Here is a 23,794-nt window from a genome sequence, read left to right on the forward strand (position 1 = left end):
GATGCAAGACGGGCCTCCCACCCGCCTGGCGTCTCACTTTTTTACAGATTTGCGGCGTTCCCAGGCCACCATCGTGAGGATGACGATGGCGGCGCTGAGCGAGATATGGCCGCACCAGGTGACCAGGCCCAGCGACCAGCCCTTGAGCCCCACGGCAATCGCCAGCGAGGCCAGCAACGCCAGCCAGCCGGCCAGGCGCAGGCGCCGGGTTGGGCCGGGTGGCAGCTCACGGCCCAACAGGTCGAGCTGGTGGCGGTCCATGGCCAGCGCCAGCAGTGCAAACGCGGGCAGCGACACCAGCTGAATGGCGAGGTGGTTCATGGCCGGGCCTCCTGCAAATCGGGCGCAATAGCAGCATTGGCAGCCACCGTATTGACGGCCACGCCGCCACTATCGGCAGCACGGGCGGCAGGCGCTTGCCGTGGCGCCGCCTGGCGCTGCGGCTTGCGCTTGGGTTGGTGGCGCCAGGTGCGGATCGCCAGCCAGGCATGCAGCGCGGCCAGCGCCAGCAAGGTCAACTCCAGCCCGGTGAACACCCAGTCACCCTCGATCAGGCTGCGCCACAGCGGCCGGTCGGTGGTCAGCACATTGAGGACCGGCAGCAAGGCCAGCGCCGCGCACCCGGCCCAGAGCAGCTCCACCCAGGCGCGCTTGGCAGGCCGCAGCATGGCCCAGACCAGGCTGGCACCCCAGAGGATGAAGAACCAGTGGATCTCCCAGTCGCTGCGCTTTTCCATGCCCAGCGGCAGCAAGCGGTTGGCCCAGAGCATGGCGGCCATGCCGATACTCAGCCCCGCAATCGCGGCAATGTTCAGCCGCTCCACCAGCCAGAAGCCAAAGTAAGGCTTGTCCGGGTTGGGCAGCTTGGTGCGGCGCTTGACGGTCCACATCACCAGGCCGGTGCCCACCATGGCCGTGCCCGCCAGACTGGTGAGAAAGTAGAGCCAGCGCACGGTGGTATCGCCAAAGCGGCCCAGGTGCAGCGCATAGAGCACGCCACGCGTCTCCGCCGCCGCGCCGACCTGGTCCTTGACCTCCAGCAGCTTGCCGGTGCTGCCCTCGAACAGCATGTATTTGGGGCTGATCGACACGCGCTCGAAATCACCATAGGTGACGATCACGCGCGCCGAGGCATCGCCGGCGTTGTTGACGGTGACGCGGCCAATGCGGTCCTCGCCCCAGCGCTGCTGGGCCTGGCGCACCATGTCGCCCAGGGGAGCCAACGGCGCGGCCACCCCACTGGGCTTGCCTGCGGGGATGAAGGCACTCAGCTCGCTTTGCATGGCCTGGCGCTCGGCCTGGGTCTTGAAGGCGGCGCTGCTGGCCCAGGGCATGGTCATGGCCATCAAGGTGACCAGGCCGGTATAGGTAATCATCGCGTGGAAAGGCAGCCCGAAGACCGACAGCGCATTGTGCGCATCCAGCCAGGAGCGCTGGCCCTTGCCCCAGCGGAAGGTGAAGAAGTCGACAAAGATCTTCTTGTGCGTGATCACGCCGCTGACAATGGCCACCAGCATGAACATGGCGCAGAAACTGGCCAGCCAGCGGGCCCAAAGCACGGGCATGTAATGAAACTGGAAGTGGAAACGGTAGAAGAACTCACCACCCACGGTCTCGCGGCCGGCTACCTTCTGGCCGGTCTGCGGATCGAACACCGCGCTGCCAAAGCCGCGCTCGCCCTTTTCGGGCTTGGCAATGCGCCAGAACGCGCTCACGACGTTGTTGCGCGCATCGGGCATGCCCAGGCTCCACTGGTTGCTGCCAGGGGCCACTTGCTCCAGCACCTGCGCCACGCGCGGTGCCACTTCGGCAGCATCGGGCACCACGGCCTGGTGGGCCAGCTCGGGCCGCATCCACTGCGAAATCTCTTCCTTGAAGTAGCTCACCGTGCCGGTGAGGAACATCGCATACAGGATCCAGCCCACCAGCAGCCCAGCCCAGATGTGCAGGTCGGACATGGTCTGGCGAATGCCGCGTACCGCTGGTTTGCTCGGTTTGCTATCTTTTTTATCAATGGCAGTCATGCCGGAGTCACTCCATTCCATACCGGCCAGGCGGCCAGCAGCAGCGGTATCGCGGCCAGCAGCAGCCCCACCCAGGCACGGGTGGCCGAACGCACCGCGAACACCCAGATCACCGCGCCGGTGTAGACCAGAAAGCTGGCCATGGTGCCGGCCAGCACGGCCTGGGGTTTGGCCATGGGCAAGGCCAGCACGGCCACGCTGGCCACGGCCGCCAGCGCGTAGCCGCCGCCAATGGCGGCGGCGATGCGTGACAGCAGCGGGCCGACCTGGCAGGCCTTGGCCAGCGCGGCGCGCAAGGCGCCGCTCAGCACTTGGCTGGTCATTTGGCCGGGTTGGGCGTTGCCACGGGGCCGGCAGCCACAGGGGCCACGCCCTCAGGCTTCACGTAGGTGACCGAGGTCACATAGCTCACGCCGTCGTACTTTTCGCCAGCGCGTTCGCCGGGCGTGCGGTCGTTGTGCTTGATCTCGGCCACGTACTGGCCTTGCCATGGCAGGTCGAAATGCACCAGGCCTTGGGCATCGGTGTGGCCCTCTTTCATCCAGCCCGATTGGGTGACCACGGCGACCTGGGTCTTGGGCAGCGGCTGGCCCTTGAAGGTGGCCTTGAACTCACCGTCCTTGCCGGTCGGGGTCAGGTCCAGCGCCAGCTTGGGCTTTTGCGCGGCAAAGCCGGTGACCAGGCGTGCAGCGGGGTGGTACCAGTTGGTGACATCCTTGCCATCGCGCTTGAACTTGGACAGCGGATAGTTGGCGTCTTCAGCGACGATGGAGACACCCTCCTGGACGTTGAACGGCAAGGTAAAGCCATTGGCGGTCTTGTTGCCGGCAGCGGCCTTTTCCTCGCCCTTGGCGTTGATCAGCACGCCCTGGGGCTTGCCAAAGTGGTCCAGCAGGCCGGGGGATGCTTCACGCAGGTTGTCGCCAAACTCGCCAAAGCGCAGCACCACGGCATGGTCTGCACCGGCAGGCTCCAGCCAGATCTGGTGGGCTTGGGCGGACATGGCCAGCACGGCCAGGCTCAGGGCAGACAGGGATTTCTTCAACATATGCTCTCTCTCCTTTTTTGATAAACATGCTGCTGGCGCCTTGCGCTCCCGCAGCCCACTCCCCAGAACCGGTGGGCGGTCTCTACGCAGCTGCGCGGAGACCACCCGCAGGTTCTCAAAAATCAACCGTTGCCGACAGCACCACGGTACGCGGTGCGCTCAAGGTCAGGTAGTTGTTGCCACTGATCAACCAGACGTTCTTGCCCGTCAGGTTCTCGACATTGGCACGCAGCACCACCGCCTTGCCGCTGACCTGGGTGCGGTAGCGCGCGCCCACGTCAAAGCGGGTCCAGCCCGAAAGCTTGAGGGTGTTGGCATTGCTGGCCCAGGCCGAGCCGGTGTGGATCATGCGGCCGTTGACGGACAGGCCCTGCACGCCGGGTACATCCCAGTCGGCGCCCAGGTTGGCATTGATCTTGGGCACGCCATAGGCATCGTTGCCCTGGTACTGCGCCGCCTTGGTGACCTTGGCGCGGTTGAAGGTGAGGCCACCCATCAAACGCAGACCGTGCTGCAGCTCGCCATAGGCGGCCAGCTCCAGGCCCCGGTTGCGCTGCTCACCATCAAAGCTGTAGATGTTGGTGGTCGGGTCGGTCATGCTGTTGGGGCGGCTGATCTGGAACAGGCTGGCTGTCGTCATGAAGCTGCCCCAATCCACCTTCACGCCCGCTTCGTACTGCTTGGACTTGAACGGCGGAAACACCTCGCCAGCATTCACCGCCGTGTTGGGCGCCGTGGCACCGCGCGACAGGCCGGCCGTGTAGTTGCCGTAGACGGAGACCTGGTCATTGGCCTTGACCACCAGGCCGACCAGCGGCGTGGTTGCGCTCTTGGCGTAGCTGCTGGTCTGCGCGCCGCTGGCGGTGCTGAAGTTGCGCAGGTCCACGGTCTGGCGGCGCAGGCCCAGGGTCAGCAGCAGGCGGTCATCGGCCAGGGCCATGGTGTCCGTCACCGCGATGCCGTAGTTGTGCGCCTTGGAGGCCTTGTTGGGCTCGGCGCGCGCGCCTTCGACTGGTGGCAGTGGCGCGGGGTTGTAGATGTTCGATGGCGACGTGGTCAGGCCGGCCACATAGGCGTTGCCGGATTCCTGGCGCAGGTCGGTGGCGCTGACCACCAGCGAGTGCTTGATACCGCCGGTCGCGAACTTGGCCCGCAGCCCCGCATCGGCGCTGCTGGTCTCGCTGTACGAATCATAGAAGCTGCTGCGCACGGTGAAGTCGCCGGCCGCATTCATCGACGTCGTCGTGGTCGGGAAAATCTGCTGGGCCTTGCCCTTGCGGTAGCCGATGCCGGCAAACGCTGTGACCTGGTCGTTCAGATCGACTTCCAGGCGCGAGGCGATGACCTTGTCGTCCAGCGACAGATCGGTATCGGGGAACCAGTTGCTGCGCGCGTTGGGCGGCTTGGGCAAGGACGTCAGCGCCGGGTTGAAGCCGATCTGCGGGCGGAAGTCTTCCAGCTCTTCGCGCTGTGCATAGGCATCGAGCGACCAGCGCAGATGGCTGCCCCGGTAGTCGACCGCGATTGCGCCCACGCCCAGCTTTTGGTCGCCACCACGGATGCTGGCCTCGCCACCGCGTGCTGCGCCATTGACGCGCACGCCCCATTCCTTGTTCTCGCCAAAGCGGCGCGAGATATCGACACTGGTGCCAAACTGCGCACGGCCCAGGTACTGCAGGCCCACGCGGTTCAGCGGCGCATCGCCTGCACGCTTGGTCTGCACATTGATGGCGCCGCCAATGCTGCCGCCGGGCGGCATTCCGCCCACCATCGCGCCCGGGCCCTTGAGCAGCTCGGCACGCTCCAGAATCTCGGCCGGCACCCGGCTGGCCGAGGTCAGACCATAGAGGCCGTTGAGGCCCACATCGCCACCGCTGATGCCAAAGCCGCGCACCTGGATGTCTTCGCTGAAGCCCTGCGAGGCGGTGGTCAGGCGCACCGAGGCGTCGTTGGCCAGCACCTCACCCAAGGTGCGTGCCTGCTGGTCCGCCACCGCTTCTGCGGTGTATGCCACGGTGGAAAACGGCGTGTCCATCACATCCTGGTCGCCCAGCATGCCAATGCGGCTGCCGCGCGCCTGCTTGCCGCCGGCATAGGCCTCGGGGCGGTCGCCGGCGCGGGTGGCGGGGGCCATCACCACCACCGGGTTCAGCGCTACTTCGCCAGCGGTCTGGCCGTTGTCGATGACCAGGGTCGTGCCTTCGATGCGGGCCACCAGGTTGGTGTTGCGCAGCAACTGGCGCACGGCATCCTGGGCGCTCATGCTGCCCTTGACGGCAGCGCCGGGGCGGCCTTGTACCAGCGCCGGTGGCGCCATCAGTTGTAGGCCGGCCTGGCGGGCCAGCTGGGCCAGCGCGCTGTCAAGCGGCTGGGCGGAAATATCAAAATCAGCGGCCGAGGCTGCGCCAGCCAAGGTGGCAATGGCCAGGGCGATCAAGTGGCGTTTGCAGGGGTGCGACATATCGTTGGGAACTTTCCTCATGTGGTTCACAAGAGGTAATACGAACGAGACGCAGTTTTCCCTCAACGACAGCGCAAGTATTTTTAAATGGCCGGTCAGCGGCCCATAGTGCATGCGCACCATCGCTCAACTCTGCGCCTTGCGCCGCGCAATCGTGATGCGGCGCGCAGCGCCCTGGCCTTCTTCGCGCACCACCACCGGCACACTGCGTGGCAGCAGTTGCAGCCAGGCGCGGGCATCAGCAATGCGCACCCGGCCAAAAATCGTCAGGTGTTCGGCATCGGGCGCCACCTGCATGGGAACCTGGCAATAACGGGCCAGGCGCTGCACGGCCAGGCCCAGCGGCTCGTGGCGGAAGTCCAGCCAGCCATTGCGCCAGGCGGCCACCTCGCCCGCGCTGGTATCGCGCCGGGGCGACTGGCCTTGTTGCCAGTCCAGGGTCTGGCTGCCGGTCAGCTCCCAGCCATCGCCGGCATCGGCCAGATCGCCCTCGCTGCCGCGCTGCTGCACGCGCACCCGGCCCTCTTCCACCGCCACGCGCAGCCCACCCTGGTCATCGAGAGCCACTTCAAAGCGGGTGCCCAGCACGGTGATGCGGGCCGGGCCGGCATCGACGATAAAAGGCGCATCGGCATTGCGTGCCACCTTGAAGAAGGCCGCGCCATGGTGCATCTGCACATAGCGGCGGCTGCCGTAGTAGCGTACATCCAGGCGGGTCTGCGCATCCAGCGCAATGCTGCTGCCATCGGGCAGCGCCTGGTTGAGCTGGCGGCCGGTAGCGGTGCCCAGCTGGATCTGCCATGTCACCACCTGGCTCTGGTACAAGCGCCAGGCCAGGCTGCCGCTGGCGCCCAGGCCGGCCACACCGAGCAAGGCCGACAGTGCGCGGCGCCGGCCCTTGCGCGGCAGCGCCTGCACAACACCATCGCCACGCCATTCATGCAAAGCCGCCTCGATGGCATCCATGGCGCGCATGATCTCGCGCTCCACCGTCTTGACCGACACGCCATGGGCGGCAGCAATCGCTGCCTGCGATTCGCCATCGAGCCGGTCGGCCAGGAACATGCTGCGGCAGCGCTCGGGCAAGGCGGCAATGGCGGCATCGACCGCCACCAGCGCCTCGCGCCGCAGGCTGGCCTCGGCCACATCCTGGCCCAGTGCTTGCACGCCGGCGCTGCCGTCATGCAGGGCGCTGTCAAAGCGCTCGGAAGTGCGCGCCGCCCGGCGCAGGTGGTCGATCACCAGGTGCTCGGCCACCGTGTACAAATAGGCGCGTGGCGCTGGGTGCTGGCTCTGCGCCATCGGCCCCGCTTCCACCACGCGCAGCCAGGCGTCATGCACGATGTCCTGCGCCGATTGGCGGCTGCCGGTACGGCGCGCCACAAAGGCGATCAGCTCGCGATAGCTATCGCGAAAGGCTTCCAACGGGAGGGCGGACATGACGGGGACGGGCGGGCGCTAAAAATGACAAGGCGCGCTAGTATATTACGAATGAGAATAAATCTCATTTGTTATATAAATTCTCTTTAAAAACAGGGTGTTAAATCGCCCGCCGGTGGAGGCGGTTACTGCTGCCAGCGCAGCCGTTTCCCGCTATGAAAGACACCATAAAAAACGCCCTGTAGCGCCAGCTACAGAGCGTGGGGACGGGCAAAAACCACTTACAAATCGCGCTTGATCAAAGCCCCGCTGAACAAGACCGGCCCGGTGGGCCCCGTCTCGCTGGGCACGCCGCCCTTGGGCTCCAGGCTGATCGCCAGCGCTGGGATGGCCTGCACCTGGGCCAGCTGCGCCTGCAGTTGCTCCAGCCGCCCCTCGCCCATGACGCCCAAGGACTGCGGCGCGCCCTGCGTGGGCAAGGCCCAGAGCTGCAGTGACCGGTCGGCTGCCTCCTGGTAGCCGCCGACCCGCTGCAGCTCCAGCCGGCCATGGCGGGCATCGAAGGTCACCAGCATGGAGGCCTGCGCCTTGCCATCGGCCAGCACGGCCACATACTGCAGTTGCGGGGTGGCCTGCAAGGCGGTCTGGGTCTTTTGCAGCTCCGTCTGCAAGGCGGCCAGCTGCTGGCCGGTGTTGCGTTGCAGGCTTTGCTGCGCATACAGGCCAATGGCGACGGCAGCGACGGTGGCCACGGCACCGGTCAGCGCCAGCGAGCGCCACCAGCTGAGGGCTTTGGGGCTGCGGGCCTGGGCCGTGGCGCGCTGCTGCGCCAGCGCCAGGCCTGCCTGGTCGGCATCGACCAGGTTCTGGATGCGGGTCCAGACGGCGGCATCGGGTTGCACAGGCGACTGCAGCTCGGACAGCGCCGACCAGCGGCCTTGCCACAGCAGCGCGGCCGAGCGCACCTGGGGATGCGCGCGGGCCATCTGCTCAAAGCGGCGGCGGGCGCCAGCGCGCAAGGTGCCAAGGGCATAGGCGGCGGCCAGGCGGTCTAGCAGTTCGGGGTGTTGTACCAGGTTCATCAGAGCACTCCTTTGCGCCTACACGTGGCGGTCCATGCACTTGCGCAGCTGCTCCAGACTGCGGCGCATCCAGGTTTTGACGGTGCCCAGCGGCAGCTGGAAATGGCTGGCCAGCTCGCTGTGGCTCAAATCGCGCAAATAGGCCAGGCTCACCACCTGGCGCTGGGCCTGCTGCAGGCGCTCCATGCACTGCTGCAAGACCGTTGCCTGTTCACTGGCCTCCACCGATTGCAGGGGGCCTTGGGCCTCGTCGCCCTGCGGCAGGTCATCCATGTCATCCACCACCGCATGCTGGTCGAGCCGCTCGGCCTTGCGCCGGCGCAGAAAATCCAGCGCCCTGCTGCGCACCAGCATGCCCATCCAGGCCAGCGGCGGGCTGAGCGAATCGCGGTAGCTGCCGGCATGGCGCCAGATGGCGACAAAGCTGTCCTGCAGCACATCCTCGGCCCAGGCCTTGTTGCCCAGAATGCGCAGCGCCAGGCCATACAGCCGGGAGGCCGTCTCGTCGTACAAAAGCCGGAGCGCCTTGTCCTCGCGGGCGGCTATGCGGTCTAACAAAAGCATCAGTTCAGTGTCTGTGGTTGGTGTGCGCATGCAAGCATTGTGGGGCGAAGGCCGGCTGGCCGGTCAATCCGTTGTATTGCTGCCAAGCAGCAAGCACCCGCAAAAACCGCCTTGGTCCGGCCCAGGTCAGCGACTGCTCACTGCCCCAACTTCCCTGCTTCTGGCCGCTATACGCAGCCAACGGCCGATTGGATGCAGAAACGATGCAAAAAAATAATCGGCTGTGCTGAATCCAAAGCTGCGGCTGGCGCGTAGTGATGGGCATAGACCCTGCCCAGACAGGGTCGGATAACCGGAACACCCAATGAAAACAGCCAGCAACGCCCCTACCGCCGTCCTCCAGCCATCCAGCCGCTGCGCCAGGAGGCAGCCATGCCGCTGAATACCCCCATCGAGCGCTGGTATGGCATGCGTGTCTGGCTGGTCGGCGCCAGCGCGGGCATCGGGCTGGCGCTGGCCAAGCACTTGCATGCCGCAGGCGCCCAGGTGATCGTGTCGGCACGCCGGCAGGAGGTGCTGGACGCCTTTGCCGAGCAGCACCCTGGTTGCCTGCCGCTGCCGCTGGATGTGACGGACCGTGACGCGGTGGTCAGCGCCGTGCACCAGCTGCTGGAGGATGGCCCGCTCGACCTGGTCTGCTACTGTGCGGGCGAGCGCCAGACCATGCGCGCCGATGACCTGGACCTCAACAGCTTGCTGCAGCACCGCGAGGTCAACCTGACCGGTGCCCTGCATGTGATCGCGGCTATTACCCCCCACCTGCTGGCAGCGGCGCGCGGGGGGCGCCAACCCCATCTGAGCCTGGTGGCCAGCGTGGCCGGCCTGCGTGGCCTGCCGGGCAATCTGGCCTATGGGCCCTGCCAGGCGGCATTGATCAACCTGGCCGAGACCTTGCAGCTGGAGCTGGTACCCCAGGGCGTAGGTGTCAGTCTGGCCGTGGTCAAGCCCGGCCTGAGCGATGCTTTTTTCACCGATCCCCACCCCGCCAGTCTGCCACTCTGGCCGCAGCCCGAACAGGCGGCCAGCGCCATGGTCAAGGGCTGGAGCCGGGGCCGCTTTCTGCTGGGCGTGCCCTGGCGCTCCCGGCTGAGCTGGCGCCCGGGCTATAAATCCACGGCATCCGGGCTGGTCGCCTGGGTGCGCCGCCTGCAAGGAAACTGAACCATGCTGACCCTTCACCACCTGGAAACCTCACGCTCGCAGCGCGTGCTCTGGCTGCTGGAAGAGCTGAACCTGCCCTATGCGCTGGAGACCTACCCGCGCGACGCCAAGACCCGGCTGGCGCCGCCGGCGCTCAAGCGTATTCACCCGCTGGGCCTGTCGCCCATCCTCTGCGACCGGGGCCTGGTGATTGCCGAATCCGGCGCCATCATCGAATACCTGGCCGAGCGCTATGGCGCCTGGGCGCCGCCCGACATGGCCCACCTGGATCCCAAGCGCGGCAGCCCCGAGCACCTGCAGTGCCGCTACTGGATGCACTTTGCCGAGGGCTCGCTGATGAACTGGCTGCTGCTGCAGCTGGTGTTTGACAGCATCGCGGCCAAGCCCTTGCCGCTGCTGCTGCGCCCCATCGTGGGCCCGGTGCTGCGCGGCCTGCGCCAGCAAGTGCACAAGCAGCTGATCGCCCCCCATATGGAAGCGGCGATGGCCTATATGAACAACCACCTGGCCCATCAGCCCTGGTTTGCCGGCGAGCACCTGACGATGGCCGATTTTCAGATGGGCTTTGCGGTTGAGGCCGCACTGACGCGCTGCGCCAACCCTGCCGACTGGCCGCATCTGCATGCCTACCGCCAGCGCATGCAGGCGCGCGATGCCTACCAGCGGGCGATTGCCAAGGGCGGCCCGGTGGTGGTGAAGCTCTGAGCGCTTGGCACCCCTCCAAGTAAAAAGGCCCTGCAGTGCAGGGCCTTCGTCATGGGGCGTTGTGCAAATCAACCCAGCCAGTGGCGGGCATTGCGCCAGACGCGCATCCAGGGGCTGTGGGCCGAGCGGTCGCCGTCGGTCCAGCTCATCTGCACGTTGCGGAACACGCGCTCGGGGTGCGGCATCATCGCGGTGAAGCGGCCATCGGCCGTGGTGACCGCCGTCAGGCCGCCGGCCGAACCGTTCGGGTTGAACGGGTACTGCTCGGTCGCCTGGCCGTGGTTGTCCACATAGCGCATCGCAGCGATCACCGCATCGGCGTTGCCACGGAAGCGGAAGTTGGCATAGCCCTCACCGTGCGCGACGGCGATCGGCAGGCGCGAGCCAGCCATGCCTTGCAGGAACAGGCTGGGCGACTCCAGCACTTCGACCATGGACAGACGCGCCTCGAAGCGGTTGCTCTGGTTTTGCGTGAAGCGCGGCCAGTCTTGCGCACCGGGGATGATGTCGGCCAGCTCGGCAAACATCTGGCAGCCATTGCAGACGCCCAGGCCGAAGGTGTCCTTGCGGCTGAAGAAGGCCTGGAACTGCTCGGACAGCGGCTCGTTGAAGGTGATGGAGCGGGCCCAGCCAATACCGGCGCCCAGGGTGTCACCGTAGCTGAAGCCGCCGCAGGCGACGATACCGGCAAAGTCACGCAGCTGGGCACGGCCCGTCTGCAGGTCGGTCATGTGTACGTCCACCGCTTCAAAGCCGGCTTCGCCAAAGGCGTAGGCCATTTCGACGTGGGAGTTCACGCCCTGCTCGCGCAGCACCGCCACGCGGGGCTTGGCCGCGACGTTGACGAAAGGCGCAGACAGCGCTTCTTGCGGATCGAAAGTCAGGTGCACATGCATGCCGGGGTCAGTCGGCACACCGACCGAGGCGTGCTCGCTGTCGGCGCAGGCGGGGTTGTCGCGCTGCTGGGCAATCTTCCAGCTCACGGCATCCCAGACCTGGTGCAGATCGCTCAGGCTGGCGCCAAACACCTTCTTGGCATCGCGCCAGACTTGCAGCTCGCCCTTGCCCATGTCCATGCTGGACGAGGCCGGACGGGTCTTGCCCACGATGTGGCTGCAGGTGGACAGGCCATGCTCGCGCAGGGTCTGCAGCACCTCGGCGCTGTCGCTGGTCTTGACCTGCAGCACGACGCCCAGCTCTTCGTTGAACAGCGCGCGCAGGGTCAGGTCTTCGCGGCGGCCCGATACCTGGGCGCCCCAGTTCTTGCCTTCGCCACTGTCCATGCGGCTGTCGGAGATGCCATCGCCTTCGGTGATCAGCATGTCCACATTCAGTGCCACGCCGACATGGCCGGCAAAGGCCATTTCCGCTACGGTGGCCAGCAGGCCGCCGTCGCCCTTGTCGTGGTAGGCGAGGATCTTGCCCTGGGCGCGCAGCGCGTTGACGGCGTCGACCAGTGCGATCAGGTCCTTGGCTTCGTCCAGGTCGGGTGTCTCGTTGCCGCTTTGGCCCAGCACCTGGCCCAGGATGGAGCCGCCCATGCGCATCTTGCCGCGCGAGAGATCAACCAGCACCAGGGTGGTGTCGGCTTCGCTGGCATCCAGCTGGGGCGTGAGCGTGCTGCGCACATCATCGATGGAGGCAAAGCCGGTGATGATCAGGCTGACGGGCGAGGTGACCTTCTTGGTTTCGCCGCCTTCGCTCCACTGCGTGCGCATCGACAAGCTGTCCTTGCCCACGGGGATGGAGATGTTCAGCTGCGGGCACAGTTCCATGCCCACGGCCTTGACGGTGGCGTACAGATCCGCGTCTTCACCGGGTTCGCCGCAAGCGGCCATCCAGTTGGCCGACATCTTCACCTTGGACAGCGCAATCGGCGCGGCCAGCATATTGGTGATGGCTTCGGCAACCGCCATGCGGCCCGAGGCGGGTGCATTGATGGCAGCCAGCGGGGTGCGTTCGCCCATGGCCATGGCCTCGCCCTTGAAGCCCTGGAAATCGGCCAGGGTCACGGCGACGTCGGCCACCGGCACCTGCCAAGGGCCGACCATCTGGTCGCGGTGGGTCAGGCCGCCCACCGCGCGGTCACCAATGGTGACCAGGAAGCGCTTGGAGGCCACCGTGGGGTGGGCCAGCACATCGATCACGGCCTTTTCCAGCGGCACGCCGGTCAGGTCAATGGCGGGCAGGCTGCGCGCCACGGTCTGCACATCCTTGTGCATCTTGGGCGGCTTGCCCAGCAGCACGTCCATCGGCATATCGACCGGGAATTTCTGGTCGTCTGCGGTGGCAGCCGGGTCCTGCAGCACCAGCTGGCGCTCTTCGGTGGCCGTGCCGATGACGGCAAACGGGCAGCGCTCGCGCTCGCAGAAGGCCGTGAACTGCGCCAGCGACTCGGGCGCAATCGCCATCACATAGCGTTCCTGGCTTTCGTTGGACCAGATTTCCTTGGGCGCCAGGCCCGATTCTTCGAGGTTGACCTTGCGCAGGTCAAAGCGGGCGCCACGGCCGGCGTCATTGGTCAGCTCGGGGAAGGCGTTGGACAGGCCACCGGCGCCCACATCGTGGATCGCCAGGATGGGGTTGGCCGCGCCCTGCTGCCAGCAGTGGTTGATGACCTCCTGCGCACGGCGCTCGATCTCGGGGTTGCCGCGCTGCACCGAGTCAAAGTCCAGCTCGGCCGCGTTGGTGCCGCTGGCCATGGAGCTGGCGGCACCACCGCCCATGCCGATGCGCATGCCCGGGCCGCCCAGCTGGATCAGCAAGGTGCCGGCGGGGAACAGGATCTTCTGGGTCTGCGCGGCATCGATCACGCCCAGGCCGCCGGCGATCATGATGGGCTTGTGGTAGCCACGGGTGATGTCACCGACTTGCTGCTCGTACTCGCGGAAGTAGCCGGTCAGGTTGGGGCGGCCGAATTCGTTGTTGAACGCGGCGCCGCCCAGCGGGCCTTCGATCATGATCTGCAGCGGGCTGGCGATGTGCTCGGGCTTGCCGACCTCGCTACCCCAGAGCTTGGAGACGGTGAATCCGGTCAGGCCAGCCTTGGGCTTGGAGCCCCGGCCGGTCGCGCCTTCGTCTCGAATCTCACCGCCCGCGCCGGTGGAGGCACCGGGGAAAGGCGAGATGGCCGTGGGGTGGTTGTGGGTCTCGACCTTCATCAGCACATGGCTGGTGGCTGCCTGCTTCTGGTAGCTGGGTGCCGTCACGGCATCGGCCTGGGTGTTGAACGGCGCCACAAAGCGCTCGACCTGGTGGCCTTCCATGATGGAGGCATTGTCCGAATACGCCACCACGGTGTGCTGGGGCGATACCGCCTCGGTGTGGCGGATCATGCCGAACAGGCTCTTGTCCTGTGCCACGCCGTCAATGGTGAAGTTGGCGTTGAAGATCTTATGGCGGCAGTGCTCGGAGTTCGCCTGGGCAAACATCATCAGCTCGACATCGCTGGGGTTGCGAGCCAGGCCCTTGAAGGCGTTTTCCAGGTACTCGATCTCGTCCTCGGCCAGCGCCAGGCCCCATTGCTTGTTGGCTTTTTCCAGCGCGCTGCGGCCACCGCCCAGCACATCGACAAACTCCATCGGCTGGGCTTGCAGTGCGGAGAACAGCTGCTCGGCTTCGGCGCGGGTGCCGAACACCGACTCGGTCATGCGGTCGTGCAGCAGCGCGGCGATCTGCGCGGTCTGCTCGGCGCTCAGCTCGGGCTTGCCGCCCAGCAGGCCGGCCTTGAGCTCGATACGGTACTCGGTAAGGCGCTCGATGCGGAACACCGCCAGGCCGCAGTTGCGGGCAATGTCGGTGGCCTTGGAGGCCCAGGGCGAGATGGTGCCCATGCGGGGGGTGACGATGAAGGCCTGGCCGTCGCTGCCGCCTTCATAGGGGTCGCCATAGGTCAGCAGGGCCGCTACGCGCTCGGCCTCAGCACCCGCCAGAGGCTGCTCCGTGGCTACCAGATGCACAAAACGGGCAGCAATGCCCGTTATCTTTGGATGGATCGCCGTCAATGCGGTCTGCAGTTGTTGGGCGCGGAAGGAGCTGAGGGCGTTACCGCCTGGTAGCTGAGTCAGGTGCAGTGTCACGTGGCAGCCTATGTGGACTAGGAGGATGGGAAGAAAGCACGCATGCGCCTTGCCCACTGCTACGGGCGGACCGTGGCAGCACAATGACAAGGGCGGGATAACCCGGGATTCTACTGTGCTGCGCTAGGTCACGTAGCCGCATGGACAACAGGCCAATGGCAGCGGTGGGATAATCATGGGCTATGACCATCAAAATCAATACGGAAGAAGATATTGCGCAGATGCGCATCGCAGGCCGCTTGGCCTCGGAGGTCCTGGACTACATCACCCCCCACATTCAACTAGGCATCACGACCAAGCAGATCGATCTGCTGTGCGCCGAGGCCATGGAAAAGCAGGGCACCAAGTCGGCCTGCCTGGGCTACCAGCCACCGGGCATGACGCCCTACCCGGCCTATGTCTGCACCTCGGTGAACCATGTGGTCTGCCACGGCATCCCCAATGACAAGCCGCTCAAGAAGGGTGACGTTGTCAATGTGGACGTGACCATCATCACGCCCGAAGGCTATTTTGGCGACAACAGCCGCATGTTCGTGATCGGCGAAGGTACGATTGCCGGCAAGCGCCTGTGCCAGCTGACCTTTGAAGCCATGTGGCATGGCATTGTGCAGGTCAAGAACGGCGCCCACCTGGGCGATATCGGCCATGCGATCCAGAAGTTTGCCGAAGGCCAGGGCCTGTCGGTCGTGCGCGAGTACTGCGGCCACGGCATCGGCAAGGTGTTCCACGACGAGCCCCAGGTGCTGCACTATGGCCGCCCAGGCACCGGCGTCGAGCTCAAGACCGGCATGATCTTCACGATCGAGCCCATGCTCAACCTGGGCAAGAAGGACATCAAGGACCTGGGCAATGATGGCTGGACCGTCATCACCAAGGACCACAGCCTGTCGGCCCAATGGGAAGTCGAAGTGCTGGTGACCGACACCGGCTACGAAGTGCTGACCTGGTCGGAAGGCTCGCCCACGCCGCCGAGCTTTGTGACCACTATCAAGTGCTGATGGCAGCGCGATAATAGCGCAGCCCTGCAACGCGCCCTGAAGGCGGCACCGCGACAAGCGTGCCGCCTTTTGTTATGGCGGCCTCTGCCGCTGGAACGCCCTGATTTGGTGCGCCGTGGCATGGAATGTGCTTATTCGCATGCGCTGTTTATTGCTATGGCACACTGCCAGCGACAGCACAGTTAGGCACCATGAACGATCCTCGCATTCCGCAGCTGCGCGAGCAGTACCAGGCGCAACGCAGCGCCCTGTTTGACGACATCATGGCCGGGGGCAGCAGTACCCGGGGCATACAGACGCAGCTGCGCAAGCTCTCGCAGCTGGCCGATGTGCTGCTGCGCGACCTCTGGCACCTGGCCGGCCTGCCCGGCCGGCTGAACCTGGTAGGAGTGGGCGGTTTTGGCCGGGGCAAGCTTTTCCCTTATTCCGATATCGATGTGCTGCTGCTGCTGCCCGAAGGCACCGACCCCGAGCAGGACAGCGAATTGCGCAGCGCGATCGAGCAATTCATCGGCTCCTGCTGGGATGCGGGGCTGGAGATTGGCTCCAGCGTGCGCACCATCAGCCAGTGCATCAGCGAGGCCCAGGCCGATGTGACGGTGCAGACGGCGCTGCTGGAATCGCGCCGCATCATCGGCTCGCCGCGCCTCTACCACCTGTTCCAGGCGGCGCTGGCCCAGTCGATCAAGCCCGATGCCTTTGTCGTGGCCAAGGTGCTGGAGATGCAGCAGCGCCACAACAAGTACGAGAACACCGTCTATGCGCTGGAGCCCAACTGCAAGGAATCGCCCGGCGGCCTGCGCGATCTGCAGCTGATCCTGTGGCTGGGCCGTGCCACTGGCCTGGGCAGCCGCTGGAAGGAGCTGGCCGACAAGGGGCTGGCTACCGTCTACGAGGTGCGCAACCTGCAGCGCAACGAGGACCTGATTTGCCTCATCCGCGCGCGGCTGCACATTGTGGCGCGGCGCCGTGAGGACAGGCTGGTCTTCGACCTGCAAACGCCGGTGGCCGAGTCCTTTGGCTTCAAGACCATCACGCCGGCCGGCCAGCGCTTTCCCAAGCGCGCCAGCGAGGAGCTGATGAAGCGCTACTACTGGGCTGCCAAGGCGGTGGCCCAGCTCACGCAGATCCTGATGCTGAACATGGATGAGCGCCTGCACCCGGGCAACCACACCCTGCGCCGCATCGATGATGAGTTCTATGACAAGGCCGGCCTCATCGAGGTGGCCGACGACGAGGTCTACCAGCGCAACCCGCATGCGATCTTGCGCACCTTCTTGCTCTACGAGACCGAGCCGGGCCTGAAGGACCTGTCGGCCCGCACCTTCCGCGCGCTCTACCATGCGCGCCAGCTGATGGATGCGCAGTTCCGGCGCGATCCGGTCAACCGCGCCACCTTCATGCAGATCCTGCAGCAGCCCCATGGCATCACCCATGCGATGCGGCTGCTGAACCAGACCTCGGTGCTGGGCCGCTACCTCTGGCCGTTCCGCCGCATCGTGGGCCAGATGCAGCATGACCTGTTCCATGTCTATACGGTGGACCAGCACATCCTGATGGTGCTGCGCAATGTGCGGCGCTTCTTCATGGCCGAACATGCGCATGAGTACCCGTTCTGCTCCCAGCTGGCCGCCGGCTGGGACAAGCCCTGGATTCTGTACCTGGCCGCCCTGTTCCACGACATCGGCAAGGGCCGGGGTGGCGACCATTCGGAGATCGGTGCGCTGGAGGTCAAGCGTTTTTGCCGCGACCACCAGATCGCCAAGGAAGACCGGCAGCTGGTCGAGTTTCTGGTGCGCGAGCACCTGACGATGAGCCAGGTGGCGCAAAAGCAGGACACGTCCGATCCCGAGGTGATCACCGCCTTTGCTGCGCGCATGGGCAATGAGCGCCGGCTCACCGCGCTCTACCTGCTGACGGTGGCCGACATCCGGGGCACCAGCCCCAAGGTCTGGAACGCCTGGAAAGGCAAGCTGCTGGAAGACCTGTACCGCGCCACCCTGCGCGTGCTGGGCGGACGGGCACCCGATGTGGCCGCGCAAGTGGAAATCCGCAAGCGCGAGGCCCTGGTGCTGCTGGCACTCTCGGCCCAGCCGCACGAGTCACAAAAAGCGCTGTGGGACACGTTGGGCCTGGACTATTTTCTGCGCCACGAGGCCGCCGACATTGCCTGGCACACGCGCCACCTGTCCCGGTCGGTGGGCAGCAAGGCCACCTTGGTGCGTGCGCGCCAGTCGCTGGCCGGCGAGGGCCTGCAGGTGATGGTGTACGCACCCGACCAGCCCGATCTGTTTGCCCGCATCTGCAGCTATTTCGACCAGGCGGGCTTCTCGATTCTGGACGCCCGGGTGCACACCGCCCTCAACCGCTGTGCGCTCGATACCTTCCAGGTGGTGGCCACCGATGCGCCACAAAGCTACCGCGAGCTGATCAACCTGGTGGAGAGCCAGCTGACGCGCGTGCTGGTGGATGCCCAGCCGCTGCCCGAGCCGGCGCAACGCCGGGTATCGCGCCGGGTCAAGAGCTTTCCGGTGGCGCCACGCGTGCTGCTGCGCCCCGATGACAAGGGCCAGCGCTGGCTGCTGTCGATCTCGGCCGCCGACCGCGCAGGCCTGCTCTATACCGTGGCGCGCATCCTGGCCCGCCACCAGCTGAGTGTGGAGCTGGCCAAGATCAGCACCTTGGGCGAGCGGGTGGAAGACAGCTTTTTGCTGCAGGGCCCGGAGCTGCAGAACAATGTGAGCCAGATCGCAATCGAGACCGAGCTGCTGTGGGCACTGGCCGCAACCGGCAGCGGCGCCGCCGGCTGATGCGGGGGCCGGCTCAGTCGTCCTCAGCCGCGCTGATGCCGGGGAACAGCACCTCGGTAAAGCCGAACTGGCTGAAATCGCGCACCCGCATCGGGTAGAGCTTGCCCCAGAGGTGGTCGCATTCATGCTGTACCACCCGGGCATGGAAGCCTTCGGCCACGCGGTCGATCGGATCACCATACTGGTCGAAACCGGTGTAGCGGATCTTGCGCCAGCGCGGCACCATGCCGCGCAGGCCCGGCACCGACAGACAACCTTCCCAGTCATCCTCTTCCTCGTCCGACAACGGCGTGATCACCGGGTTGACCAGCACCGTGGGCGGCACCAGCGGACGATCCGGGTAGCGCGGGTTGCGATCGGGCGAGCCGAAGAACACCACCTGCAGATCCACCCCGATCTGCGGCGCCGCCAGGCCCGCGCCATGGGCGTCGCGCATGGTGTCGAGCAGGTCCTGCACCAGCTGGTGCAGCGCATCGGTGTCGAATTCGGTCACGGGCTGCGCCGTGCGCAGCAAACGGGCATCGCCCATTTTCAGGATTGGATAGATCGCCATGCCGGCATGGTAGCGCAGCGGGCAAGCCCATCTGCCGCCTTTTGCCACCCAAAACAGTGGCGCAGCAAGAGGCCCAGCTTGCCCAGCATCAAGACACTGTTATGCGGCGCGATGCACAATGCATGACCATGAACGAGCCCGGAGCCTCCTCCACTGCGCTGCAGGAAGTGCAGACACCGGCCTACTGCCCCATCCGCAGCCCGGTGCTGCGCTGGCTGCTGCTGCTGGCTGCGGTGGCCTGCCTCGCAATGGGCATCATCGGCATCTTTGTGCCGGGCCTGCCCACGACGGTCTTCATCCTGATGGCCGGGGCCTGCGCGGCGCGCAGCTCGCCGCGGCTGCATGGCTGGCTGTGGCGCCACCGCCTGTTTGGCGGCATGCTGCGCAACTGGGCGGCAGGCGGCTTTGTCAGCCGCAAGGCCAAGTGGAGCGCCAGCATCACGATGGCGGTGTGTGCCGTCATCATGCTGCTGGTACCCGCGCCGGGCTGGGCCAAGCTGTTGTCGATCGGCTGCATGGCCTGCGTGCTGGCCTGGCTGTGGTGTCGGCCCGAGCCGCCGGCACCCCAGTGAGCGCAGCGCCCTCCTGGCAGTTCTAGGCAGCCCTTGGCGGCAAAAAATGACCTGCACTGTTTTTCAGGCCAAAAATTCGTTCTATAATCGCAGTCTTGTTCCTCAATAGCTCAGTTGGTAGAGCGCCGGACTGTTAATCCGTAGGTCCCTGGTTCGAGCCCAGGTTGAGGAGCCAAAGAATTTTTTGGCTTTGCAATCGAACAAAGCCTGTTTACCGATATTCCTCAATAGCTCAGTTGGTAGAGCGCCGGACTGTTAATCCGTAGGTCCCTGGTTCGAGCCCAGGTTGAGGAGCCATCACTTATCTGCCCTGCAATCGTTCAGGGCATTGACCAAAAATTTGTTCCTCAATAGCTCAGTTGGTAGAGCGCCGGACTGTTAATCCGTAGGTCCCTGGTTCGAGCCCAGGTTGAGGAGCCAAAGCATTTTTGGCTTTGCAATCGCACAAAGCCTGTTCACCGTTTATTCCTCAATAGCTCAGTTGGTAGAGCGCCGGACTGTTAATCCGTAGGTCCCTGGTTCGAGCCCAGGTTGAGGAGCCACTTCAAAAGCCTGCACACACGCGCAGGCTTTTTTGTTTTTGCAGCCCCTGCCCCGCAGCGGTGGCAGAACTGCAGTATTTGTCACCCCCGCGTGCCCTTGGGGGCCAGCAGCCCGCCATTTGGCCGCTACCATGGCAACAGACACCATGAGCGCCAACCACCACACCCCTCCGCTTGCCTGGCTGCAGCCCGATGACGACTTTCCACCGGTCGACATGGCCTGGGGACACGACACGCCCCACCCCGGCCTGCTCGCCGCCGGCGGCGTGCTCGACAGCGCCCATTTGCAGCAGGCCTACCGCCAGGGCATCTTCCCCTGGTTCAGCGAAGGCTCACCGATCCTGTGGTGGTCCACCGATCCGCGCATGGTGCTGCAAACGGCCGATTTCAGGCTGCACCGCTCGCTCAAGCAGGCGATTCGCAAGTTTGAGCAGGATCCCAACAGCGAACTGCGCATCGACAGCGACTTTGCGGCCGTGATTGCAGCCTGCAGCCAGCAGGACCGCCCGGGCCAGGATGGCACCTGGATCGTTGACGACATCCAGGCCGCCTACACCCAGCTGCACCGGGATGGCTTTGCCCACAGCGTGGAGCTGTGGCAACGCGGCCGGTTGGTGGCCGGGCTGTACTGCGTGGCCATCGGCCGCGCGGTGTTTGGTGAATCGATGTTCACCACAGTCCCCAATGGCTCCAAGATTGCGCTGGCCGCACTGGTGCAGATCTGCCGCCGTGAGCAGGCGCCGATGATCGATTGCCAGCAAAACACCGGGCATCTGGCCTTCATGGGCGCAGCGGAGATACCGCGCAGCCGGTTTGTGGCCCATGTGCGCACGCAAATAGCGCTGCCTCCGATGCGCTGGGAGTTTGCATCTCGCGATTGGACTGACATAATCCCACTATCTGAAATGACATCTCCGCATCCGGATGAGTAGGCTGAACGAACTACCGCTGCACAGCTTGCAGTTTTATGCGACAGCGCCCTACCCATGCAGCTATCTCGAAGCGCGCATGGCGCGGTCTCAGGTAGCCACGCCCAGCCACGCCATTCAGAACGACGTCTATTCCGAGTTGATCCAGCAGGGATTTCGCCGCAGCGGCCTGTTCACCTACCGCCCTTATTGCGATGGCTGCCAGGCCTGCGTGCCCTTGCGCGTGCATGTGCAGGATTTCAAACCCAAGCGCCACCAGCGCCGCGCGCGCAAGCAGCACGAGGCACTGGAGGTGCGTGTGCTGCCGCTGGGCTTTCTGCGCGAGCACTATGAGCTCTACCTGCGCTACCAATCGGCCCGCCATACCGGTGGCGGCATGGATGAGGACAGCGTCGAGCAGTATTCGCAGTTCATGCTGCAAAGCCGGGTCAACAGCCGTTTGGTAGAGTTCCGCGAGCCCACGCAGAACCAGCAGCCCGGCGCCTTGAAGATGGTCTCGATCATCGACATCCTCAATGACGGCCTGTCTGCCGTCTACACCTTTTACGAGCCCGAGGCCCACACCAGCTACGGCACCTACAACGTGCTCTGGCAGATTGAACAGTGCCGCGCGATGGGCCTGCCCTACCTCTACCTGGGCTACTGGATTGCCGCCAGCCCCAAAATGCAATACAAGGCCGATTACCAGCCCTTTGAGGTCTATATCGACCAGCGCTGGCAACCGGGCCAGCTCGCCAACCATTGCGCCCCTTGATCGCTGCGATCAAGCGGCCACCCCTATCTTTGTTATCTGAGCGCCAGTCTACGCATGACCAAAACAACACATGACACCGTCACCAAGCCCAGCGTACAAGTGCTAGAGCGCATGTTCACGCTGCTGGACGTCCTGGCCACGCGCGAGGAAGCGGTGTCACTGAAAGAGCTCAGCGAAATCACCGGCCTGCATCCGTCGACGACGCACCGCATCTTGAACGACCTGACCATCGGCCGCTTTGTGGACCGCCCCGAATCGGGCAGCTACCGCCTGGGCATGCGCCTTTTGGAGCTGGGCAACCTGGTCAAGGCCCGCATCAATGTGCGCGAAGTGGCCCTGCTGCCGATGCGCCGCCTGCACCTGGCGACCCAGCAGGCCATCAACCTGAGCATGCGCCAGGGCGATGAGATCGTCTATGTGGAGCGCAGCTTCAGCGAGCGCTCGGGCATGCAGGTGGTGCGCGCCATCGGCGGCCATGCGCCGCTGCACCTGACATCGACGGGCAAGCTCTTCCTGGCCAATGACGAACCCGAACGCGTGCGTGCCTACGCCATGCGCACGGGCCTGGCCGGCAACACCAAGAACAGCATCACCAACCTGGCCGTTCTGGAGCGTGAGCTGTCCAAAACCCGCCAGTACGGCGTGGCACGCGACAACGAAGAGCTGGAGCTGGGCGTGCGCTGCATGGCCGCAGGCATTTATGACGACCAGGGGCGCCTGGTAGCCGGCCTGTCCGTCTCCGCCCCCGCAGACCGGCTGGAAGACGCCTGGACCACGCGCCTGCAGGCCACGGCCAGCGAGATCTCATCCGCCTTGGGCTTTGACGAACACCGCCAGCCCAACGCACGCTGAGCCCAGCCGCTTCTACCCAATACCTAGACGCAAAAAAACCTGCCGAGGCAGGTTTTTTGTTGGGTGCTTGGCGCTCAGTGCTTGGCCAGCAAGTGGGAGGCAGAGCCTTCCACCCAGTGGCGCACGCGCTCGGCATCGGCCAGACGGCCAAACTTGCCAGCCGAATCCAGGAACACCATGATCAGCTTGCGGCCAGCCACCTGGGTCTGCATCACCAGGCAGCGGCCCGCTTCGGAGATGTAGCCGGTCTTTTGCAGGCCGATATTCCAGTCCGGGTTGTGCACCAGGCGGTTGGTGTTGTTGAACTGCACAGTCCGCTCACCCACTTCCACCTGATACGACGGCGAGGTGGTCAGATCGCGCAGCAGCGGATCGGAATGCGCCACGTTGACCAGGGTTGCCAGGTCAAAGGCGCTGGACTGGTTGGAGCTCGACAGGCCAGTGGGCTCGACATAGCGGGTATCGGCCATGCCCAGCATCTTGGCCTTCATGTTCATCAGCCCCACAAAGCTTTGCATGCCACCGGGGTAGGTACGGCCCAGCGCATGTGCTGCACGGTTTTCGCTGGACATCAGCGCCAGGTGCAGCAGTTCGCCGCGCATCAAGGTGGTACCCACACGCAGGCGCGAGCTGCTGTGCTTTTCGGTATCCACATCGTCCTGGGTGATGGTGATCATCTCGTCCATCGGCAGTTGGGCCTGGGAGATGATGAGGCCGGTCATCAGCTTGGTCAGCGATGCGATCGGCAGCACGGCATGGTCGTTCTTGGACAGCAGCACTTCGTGTGTGTCCTGGTCCAGCACCAGGGCCACGCTGGACTTGAGCGCCAGCGGGTCGGTCACATCATGCAGACCGGCCAACTGGCCAAAGGATTGGCGCTCAGGAATGATGACCGCTGCGGCTACGGCAGCGCGCCCGGCATGGCGGCCTGCTTTGGCTACGGTGGTCTTGCCCTTGACGGCCTTGGCGGCCACCTTTTTGGAAGCGGGGGCGGCAGCCTGCTTGTGGCGGCCATTGCGCTCGCCCTTGGAGGCCACGGCTGCCTGCTTTTTGCCCGCCTTGGCCTGCACCTGCGCCTTGGCTGCCGGTTTATTCTTGGTACTGGCATGCACGCTGGGTGCTGCCAAACCAAAGGCCAGGGTGCAAATTGCAAACAAATGTGAAAAACGACGCAAAACACTGCGATGACGTAGCGCCATTATTCTGCTCCCTACAAATACGATAGCTGACAGCGGAAATTTGGATTCAAAAAATCGCGCAAATTCATGAACTTACGCGAT

At 65.0% G+C, this 23,794-nt stretch carries 19 protein-coding genes and 4 tRNA genes; 12 read left to right on the forward strand and 11 right to left on the reverse strand.

The features are described 5' to 3' along the window. Positions 1 to 33: 33 nt before the first annotated feature. The 8 genes from LPW39_RS07365 to LPW39_RS07400 form a co-directional block, all read right to left on the reverse strand. The gene (locus LPW39_RS07365) at positions 34 to 321 is read right to left on the reverse strand and encodes a DUF3325 domain-containing protein (protein ID WP_230773017.1); all 288 of its coding nucleotides are present in this window, start codon (positions 319 to 321) and stop codon (positions 34 to 36) included. Beyond that, on the reverse strand, positions 318 to 2,024 hold the full coding sequence (locus tag LPW39_RS07370; protein WP_230773018.1) for a PepSY-associated TM helix domain-containing protein: 1,707 nt from the start codon (positions 2,022 to 2,024) through the stop codon (positions 318 to 320). Before LPW39_RS07370 ends, LPW39_RS07365 begins: the two co-directional genes overlap by 4 nt. Further along, a complete protein-coding gene (locus LPW39_RS07375; protein WP_230773019.1) occupies positions 2,021 to 2,347 on the reverse strand; it encodes a DUF3649 domain-containing protein in 327 nt (108 codons plus the stop codon). The genes LPW39_RS07370 and LPW39_RS07375 overlap by 4 nt, the downstream gene beginning before the upstream one ends. Continuing rightward, the gene (locus LPW39_RS07380) at positions 2,344 to 3,072 is read right to left on the reverse strand and encodes a DUF4198 domain-containing protein (protein WP_230773020.1); all 729 of its coding nucleotides are present in this window, start codon (positions 3,070 to 3,072) and stop codon (positions 2,344 to 2,346) included. The genes LPW39_RS07375 and LPW39_RS07380 overlap by 4 nt, the downstream gene beginning before the upstream one ends. Before the next feature lie 115 nt (positions 3,073 to 3,187). Then, positions 3,188 to 5,554, reverse strand: coding sequence for a TonB-dependent receptor (locus LPW39_RS07385; protein WP_230773025.1), 2,367 nt, complete (start codon positions 5,552 to 5,554; stop codon positions 3,188 to 3,190). 105 nt (positions 5,555 to 5,659) lie between these two features. Continuing rightward, complete coding sequence (locus LPW39_RS07390) at positions 5,660 to 6,973, reverse strand: sigma-70 family RNA polymerase sigma factor (RefSeq protein ID WP_230773027.1); 1,314 nt, start codon at positions 6,971 to 6,973, stop codon at positions 5,660 to 5,662. A 221-nt stretch (positions 6,974 to 7,194) separates the two neighbouring features. Next, positions 7,195 to 7,995: an anti-sigma factor gene (locus tag LPW39_RS07395; RefSeq protein WP_230773031.1), complete on the reverse strand. Its 801-nt coding sequence runs from the start codon at positions 7,993 to 7,995 to the stop codon at positions 7,195 to 7,197. An 18-nt stretch (positions 7,996 to 8,013) separates the two neighbouring features. Next, a complete protein-coding gene (locus LPW39_RS07400; protein WP_230773032.1) occupies positions 8,014 to 8,589 on the reverse strand; it encodes a sigma-70 family RNA polymerase sigma factor in 576 nt (191 codons plus the stop codon). Between the two features lie 342 nt (positions 8,590 to 8,931). Here LPW39_RS07400 and LPW39_RS07405 point away from each other — a divergent pair, with 342 nt between their 5' ends. Both LPW39_RS07405 and LPW39_RS07410 read left to right on the forward strand, forming a co-directional pair. Beyond that, a complete protein-coding gene (locus tag LPW39_RS07405; RefSeq protein WP_230773034.1) occupies positions 8,932 to 9,720 on the forward strand; it encodes an SDR family NAD(P)-dependent oxidoreductase in 789 nt (262 codons plus the stop codon). Positions 9,721 to 9,723: 3 nt separating this feature from the next. Further along, on the forward strand, positions 9,724 to 10,425 hold the full coding sequence (locus tag LPW39_RS07410) for a glutathione S-transferase family protein (RefSeq protein ID WP_230773036.1): 702 nt from the start codon (positions 9,724 to 9,726) through the stop codon (positions 10,423 to 10,425). 68 nt (positions 10,426 to 10,493) lie between these two features. Here the strand turns inward: LPW39_RS07410 and purL are convergent, their stop codons facing one another. Then, entirely contained in the window at positions 10,494 to 14,504 is a 4,011-nt protein-coding gene (gene purL, locus LPW39_RS07415) for a phosphoribosylformylglycinamidine synthase (protein ID WP_230773038.1), read from the reverse strand. A 182-nt stretch (positions 14,505 to 14,686) separates the two neighbouring features. Between purL and map the strand changes: the two genes are divergently transcribed. Beyond that, a complete protein-coding gene (map, locus tag LPW39_RS07420; protein ID WP_230773042.1) occupies positions 14,687 to 15,502 on the forward strand; it encodes a type I methionyl aminopeptidase in 816 nt (271 codons plus the stop codon). Between the two features lie 191 nt (positions 15,503 to 15,693). Then, positions 15,694 to 18,312, forward strand: coding sequence for a [protein-PII] uridylyltransferase (locus tag LPW39_RS07425; RefSeq protein WP_230773044.1), 2,619 nt, complete (start codon positions 15,694 to 15,696; stop codon positions 18,310 to 18,312). Positions 18,313 to 18,325: 13 nt separating this feature from the next. Here the strand turns inward: LPW39_RS07425 and def are convergent, their stop codons facing one another. After that, positions 18,326 to 18,865: a peptide deformylase gene (def, locus tag LPW39_RS07430; RefSeq protein WP_230773046.1), complete on the reverse strand. Its 540-nt coding sequence runs from the start codon at positions 18,863 to 18,865 to the stop codon at positions 18,326 to 18,328. A 128-nt stretch (positions 18,866 to 18,993) separates the two neighbouring features. Between def and LPW39_RS07435 the strand changes: the two genes are divergently transcribed. The 8 genes from LPW39_RS07435 (at position 18,994) to LPW39_RS07470 (ending at position 22,514) form a co-directional block, all read left to right on the forward strand. Continuing rightward, the gene (locus tag LPW39_RS07435) at positions 18,994 to 19,437 is read left to right on the forward strand and encodes a YbaN family protein (protein ID WP_230773048.1); all 444 of its coding nucleotides are present in this window, start codon (positions 18,994 to 18,996) and stop codon (positions 19,435 to 19,437) included. Between the two features lie 99 nt (positions 19,438 to 19,536). Next, positions 19,537 to 19,612: transfer RNA gene (locus LPW39_RS07440), tRNA-Asn, on the forward strand. A gap of 46 nt (positions 19,613 to 19,658) precedes the next feature. Continuing rightward, a tRNA-Asn gene (locus LPW39_RS07445) sits at positions 19,659 to 19,734 on the forward strand. A 47-nt stretch (positions 19,735 to 19,781) separates the two neighbouring features. After that, positions 19,782 to 19,857, forward strand: a tRNA-Asn gene (locus LPW39_RS07450). Between the two features lie 46 nt (positions 19,858 to 19,903). Continuing rightward, positions 19,904 to 19,979, forward strand: a tRNA-Asn gene (locus tag LPW39_RS07455). A 131-nt stretch (positions 19,980 to 20,110) separates the two neighbouring features. After that, a complete protein-coding gene (gene aat, locus LPW39_RS07460) occupies positions 20,111 to 20,911 on the forward strand; it encodes a leucyl/phenylalanyl-tRNA--protein transferase (RefSeq protein WP_230773051.1) in 801 nt (266 codons plus the stop codon). Continuing rightward, positions 20,904 to 21,662: an arginyltransferase gene (locus tag LPW39_RS07465; RefSeq protein WP_230773053.1), complete on the forward strand. Its 759-nt coding sequence runs from the start codon at positions 20,904 to 20,906 to the stop codon at positions 21,660 to 21,662. The genes aat and LPW39_RS07465 overlap by 8 nt, the downstream gene beginning before the upstream one ends. Positions 21,663 to 21,716: 54 nt before the next feature. Beyond that, positions 21,717 to 22,514, forward strand: coding sequence for an IclR family transcriptional regulator (locus tag LPW39_RS07470; protein WP_021024885.1), 798 nt, complete (start codon positions 21,717 to 21,719; stop codon positions 22,512 to 22,514). Between the two features lie 74 nt (positions 22,515 to 22,588). Here the strand turns inward: LPW39_RS07470 and LPW39_RS07475 are convergent, their stop codons facing one another. Further along, positions 22,589 to 23,713, reverse strand: coding sequence for a serine hydrolase (locus LPW39_RS07475; RefSeq protein WP_230773055.1), 1,125 nt, complete (start codon positions 23,711 to 23,713; stop codon positions 22,589 to 22,591). Between the last annotated feature and the right edge of the window lie 81 nt (positions 23,714 to 23,794).

It is taken from the genome of Comamonas koreensis (assembly GCF_021026195.1).
Taxonomy (GTDB): domain Bacteria; phylum Pseudomonadota; class Gammaproteobacteria; order Burkholderiales; family Burkholderiaceae_C; genus Comamonas; species Comamonas koreensis.